This window comes from Methylobacterium sp. J-092, assembly GCF_022829325.1.
Lineage (GTDB): Bacteria > Pseudomonadota > Alphaproteobacteria > Rhizobiales > Beijerinckiaceae > Methylobacterium.
Genome location: NZ_JAKSXU010000178.1, coordinates 1 through 4,672, shown reverse-complemented (window position 1 = coordinate 4,672; position 4,672 = coordinate 1). Strand labels below are relative to the sequence as shown.

The 4,672-nt window shown below is 67.0% G+C and carries 4 protein-coding genes and 1 pseudogene; 1 reads left to right on the top strand and 4 read right to left on the bottom strand.

Annotation, left to right across the window (positions count from 1 at the left end):
- Nucleotides 1-164: 164 nt before the first annotated feature.
- From MKK60_RS21120 to MKK60_RS21105, 4 genes and pseudogenes are all read right to left on the bottom strand, one after another.
- Nucleotides 165-425, bottom strand: coding sequence for a GlsB/YeaQ/YmgE family stress response membrane protein (locus tag MKK60_RS21120; protein ID WP_243988462.1), 261 nt, complete (start codon nucleotides 423-425; stop codon nucleotides 165-167).
- Nucleotides 426-974: 549 nt separating this feature from the next.
- Nucleotides 975-1,415 (bottom strand): LuxR C-terminal-related transcriptional regulator, encoded by a 441-nt coding sequence (locus MKK60_RS21115; protein ID WP_313901141.1) that lies wholly within the window; start codon nucleotides 1,413-1,415, stop codon nucleotides 975-977.
- Nucleotides 1,416-1,588: 173 nt separating this feature from the next.
- On the bottom strand, nucleotides 1,589-3,577 hold the full coding sequence (locus tag MKK60_RS21110) for a hybrid sensor histidine kinase/response regulator (protein WP_243988461.1): 1,989 nt from the start codon (nucleotides 3,575-3,577) through the stop codon (nucleotides 1,589-1,591).
- Between the two features lie 32 nt (nucleotides 3,578-3,609).
- Nucleotides 3,610-3,973: pseudogene (locus tag MKK60_RS21105) on the bottom strand (transglutaminase-like domain-containing protein); the annotation flags it as partial.
- A 66-nt stretch (nucleotides 3,974-4,039) separates the two neighbouring features.
- Between MKK60_RS21105 and MKK60_RS21100 the strand changes: the two are divergent.
- Nucleotides 4,040-4,672, top strand: a 633-nt coding sequence (locus MKK60_RS21100) for an AI-2E family transporter (protein ID WP_243988460.1), incomplete at its 3' end; no start/stop codon positions are given.

The window sequence follows — 4,672 nt, the reverse complement described above, 5'->3', positions numbered from 1 at the left end:
TCGTGCGCATGTCCTCGGCCGGGGTGGCGAGGCTGGTGGTCGGTAGGTCGCGGTCGTAGGCCGGACGGGTGGTATCGGGGGACAACGCCATCGTGGAAACTCTTTCGTCGGGAGTGGTCGGGTCGGTCTTCGGCCGAGGGTCGGCGGAAGCGGGGTATGCCGGGTCAGAGGACCCGGCGGCGGCCCATCAGGGCGTGGTAGATCGACAGCACCACCACCGCGCCGACGACGGCGACGACCAGGCTGTAGAGGTTCACCCCGGAGACGCCGGGCTGGCCGAACTGATTGAACAGGAAGCCGCCGACGACGGCGCCGACGACGCCGAGCAGGATGTCGACGAGCAGGCCTTGGCCGGTGTTGTTGGCGATCTTGCTGCCGATGAAGCCGGCGATCAGGCCGAGAACGATCCAGGCGAGGAGGGACATGGGCGGTCTCCGGGCATACGTGGTCGGTCGGTACCGGGACCAAGCAGTATGGAAGGAAATGGAGGTTGGCGTAGGTCGTCGTGGTCGCGGCACGACGGTTTCGCACCATCGCGTCGACCTGTGGTGGTCCGTTAGACGGACGGTCCCGATACGCGATAAGCGCTTCGCGACCATGATGTTCCGTCTATTAACATGATCCATGTGAGATTTATTTAGCCGCGAATTCTCTCTACAGAGATGGATTGCGCGCTATTTAGTCGGAAGCGTCTTTTGGCTTGTCAGCCAGCGGACGCTTCCGCTTGATCGTCACCGGCTCGACTAGCGGTCCCGGCTCGAAATCCCCCGTCAGCTTTCTCAGGGCGTCTCGTATGGACGCCTTGACCTGTTCGAGTGTCGGCTTGGGTTCCTTCGTCATTCGGCTCCCAATCGACGCCCATGCTGCGTCGTGGGTTGAGATGGCGTGCGACCCAGCTCGTACAAATCGTCGAAACGTACCGGTCGGGACGTTTAATGTACCGGTCAGGCCGCAGGGAAGCGGTGGTCCCGACCCTAGACGACGGCCTGTGTGCGGCGGTTGACACCGATCTTGCGGTAGAGTGCGGCGGCGTGGTTGCGCACCGTGCTTCCGGACAGGCTCAGCGCCTGGCCGATGGCCTTGTCGCTCTCTCCCCAGCAGATCAGGTCGAGCACCTGGCGCTCGCGGCCGGTGAGGTCCGGTACGGCGGGCTTCCCGGCCTCGCCGGGATTGCGCAGGACCGAGAGCTTCTCGACCAGGCCGCGGCTGAACCACGAGGCGTCGGTCATCACCGTCTCGATGGCCGAGTACAGTTCGCGCTCGGAACGCTTGCGTTCGGTGATGTCCTGCAGGACCGCCAGCACTGCATCCTGACCGTTGATCACGATGCGCTCGGCTGAGACCAGGCAATCGAGGGCCGTCCCGCTCCCATTGCCCATGCAGGTCTCGACGCCGAGCGCCGATCCGTCTCTCACCAATGTCGCCTCAAGTGTTCGAGCGTAGCTCCCTCGACCCAAAGCCGGTCTCTGCCACCGATATCGGTCGGGCCGCTTGTCTCGATTAGATACGTCACGCGGAGGTCCGAGGCACGTCCGGAACGGGCGTATTCTTACCCCAGCATGGCTGTCTGCAGTAAGTCCGGTCGTCGTCAGGCTTCTGTGGATGGCGCCGCGTCCACGCCCTCTCGCTGACGGTCGTCGAGCTTGCGCAGTTCGGTGGCGATGTCCTGCAGGCTAGCGTCGCCCTTGCGTAGGACACGGTCGGCGTCCGCGAGCTGCCGCCGCTCGGCGATGGTGACCTCGCGCGCGCTCAGCACGACGACCGGGATCTCGGCGCAGCCCGGCATGCCCCTGAGGCGATGGAGAAACGAAAAGCCGTCCATCACCGGCATGGTGAGGTCGAGCAGCACGAGGCGCGGCGTCGCCTCGCGGACCTTGTCCAACGCCTCTGCCCCGTCTCCGGCCTCGCGCACCGACCAGCCGTTGCGTTCGAGCACGGTGCGGAGCCGCTCGCGCATCTCGGCGTCGTCGTCGACAACGAGCACGTCCCCGGCTCCCGCCCCGAGCCGGTCGAGGACCCCCTTCAGCCGCGCCCAGTCCACCGGCTTCGGAACCGCGTCCGCCGCCCCGAGCGACGCGCTGAGCGCCGCGTCCGCGACGAAGCTCACCATCACCACCGGAATGTTCTGGGTGGCTGGGTCACCCTTGAGCGTGGTGAGCACCGTCCAGCCGTCCACCTCCGGCATCATCACGTCGAGCAGGATCACGCGCGGTGAGAGGCTACGCGCCAAGTCCAGGCCGGTGCGCCCATCCCCGGCGGTGCGTACCGAGAACCCCTGCCGCGTCAGGAAACGGCCCATGAGGTCGCGCTGGCTCGCCTCGTCGTCGATGACCAGCACCAGGCCGCGTGCGCCCGGGCCGGCGGCCCCGTCCGACGCTGGCCCCTCGATCACGTTCGGGCCATCGGGCTCGGGCAGGGTCGCTGGCACGACAAGGGTGAACCGCGTGCCATGTCCGATTTCGCTCGTGACGGTGACGTCGCCGCCGAGCAGTTGCGCGAACGCCTTCGTCAAGGCCAGGCCCAGGCCGGTCCCGCCGTACTTGCGGGTCGTGCTGCCATCGGCCTGGACGAAGCGCTGGAACAGCCGGTCGACCTGCTCCGGGCTCATCCCGATGCCGGTGTCCTGCACCGATAGTACGAGGCGGTCACCGTTCGCATCCGCTTCGCGGTGGACGCGCAGAGTGATGGTCCCGGCCTCGGTGAACTTCGCGGCGTTCGATAGGAGATTGAACAGGCATTGACGCAACTTGGTCGCGTCGGTTCGCGCGACGGCGAGCCCATCGCCCATGTTGAGGACGAGGCGGTTTCCCTTCTTGGCCACCAGGGCCTCGACGGTGCCTGCGGCGTCGCGCACGAACGCCTCGACGTCGATGTCCTCCGCGTAGGTTTCCATCTTGTCCGCTTCGACCTTCGACAGGTCGAGCACGTCGTTGATCAGCCCGAGCAGGTGCTTGGCGTTCGACTTGATCTTTCCCAGGTCCTTGAGCAGGCCGTCCTGGCCGAGTTCCTCCGCTTCCTCCTCCAGCATCTCCGAGTAGCCGATCACGGCGGACAGCGGCGTCCGTAGCTCATGGCTCATGTTGGCGAGAAAGCTGCTCTTGGCCCGGTTGGCGTCCTCGGCAGCCTCTCGGGCGGCTTCTGCGTCGCGGCGCGCGTCCTCCAACGCCGCCTGGCTTGCCCGAAGGCCGGCATTGGCGGCGTCGATGCGTCCGAGCACCTCTTCACGCTCGACCATCGAACGGCGCAGTGCGTCGCATACCCAGACCATGCCAAGCCCGACGACGAGGTACTGCGCCAGGGCTACGATCTGTCCGGGGTTCAGCCCGACCGTATCGTCGGACCGCCGGAAGAACCACGCCGCCGCCAGCAGGGAAGCCGCGACCGCAAGGACGCCCGGCCCCCGGCCGAGGGCGAGCGCGACGAGGAACACGATGGGCAGGTATAAGAGGAACGGGGCCGTATCGAGCGGCGCCAGGAAGCGCAGCAGCGTGGCCGCCGCGACCGCCACCACGGGAATCGCATGGCGAACGGCCGGACTGAAACCGTGGCCCGAGAGGACCTCCATGAACCGTCGCATGCTCTACCTCCTCAAGCGCGGTCGTCCCGCCCTCACGCAGCGTCGCCGACCTCGTCGGTGATCACCTCGAAGCCCGCGAGCGGGGCGGGCCCGAAGCTGGTCGTGATCGAGCAATCCGTCGTGTCGCGGCCATAGGCCATCGCGATGCGGCCAATCCGAGGCTGGTTATGTCGGGCGTCGAACGTTTGCCACCGCGGTCTCCCCGGGGCGTCGAGGTAGGCCTTGAACCAGGCGTGGAAGTCCATCGGGGCCGGATCCTTGGGACACGTGGATGTCGCCGAGATACCCCGTGGCGTGGCGTGCCGGGATGTTCAAGCATCGGCACGACGTTATGGACAGATGAGCGAAGTCGCTGCAGACGCCGACCTGTTGGCCGTGGCCGTTGAACGCGCTGCGCTTCGGCGCGCAGTTGCGAGGCTTGGGCCTCATGATATCGAAGTCCCATCAAGGAGTACCCGCCGTATGCCGACCGACGATGCCGTCGTCCCACGCCCACCCGCGCAGGTGCCGCCCCCGCTCGTCCCTGGCTTGCGCGGCCTGCTGACCCTCGCCGTCGGCGTGGTGCTGATCGCCGCCCTATACTTCGGCCGCGAGGTGTTCATCCCCCTCGTCCTGGCGGTGTTGCTCAGCTTCGTCCTCGGACCCGTCGTCAACCTGCTGCGGCGGATCAAGCTCGGGCGTGTCCCCTCCGTGATCGTCGCCGTCTTGCTGGCGCTCGGCGTCATCGGCAGCATCGGTGCGCTCATCGGCACGCAGGTGGCGGGGCTCGCCGGCAACCTGCCGCAGTACCAGGCCACCGTGTCGAAGAAGTTCGCGGGGCTGCAGCAGGGCTGGCTCGGCGAGGCGAACAGGGTCATCCAGAAGTTCAGCCACGAGGTCCACGACGCGACGCAGAAGGCAGATGCGTCGGGAACCACGGCCGCGACGGGGGCCGCAGGCGATACGCCCAAGGCACAGTTGGTCCGCGTCCAGGACCCGGAGATCTCCCCCCTCGCACTCGCCGAGAAGGTGCTCGGTCCGATCTTCGAGCCGCTGACCACGGTCGGCATCGTGCTGGTCGTCGTGGTGTTCCTGCTCCTGCAGCGCGAGGACCTG

Excerpts from the sequence above, each read along its gene's own strand:
- MKK60_RS21120 (WP_243988462.1), bottom strand. The coding sequence starts at position 425 with ATGTCCCTCCTCGCCTGGATCGTTCTCGGCCTGATCGCCGGCTTCATC.
- MKK60_RS21110 (WP_243988461.1), bottom strand. The coding sequence starts at position 3,577 with ATGCGACGGTTCATGGAGGTCCTCTCGGGCCACGGTTTCAGTCCGGCC.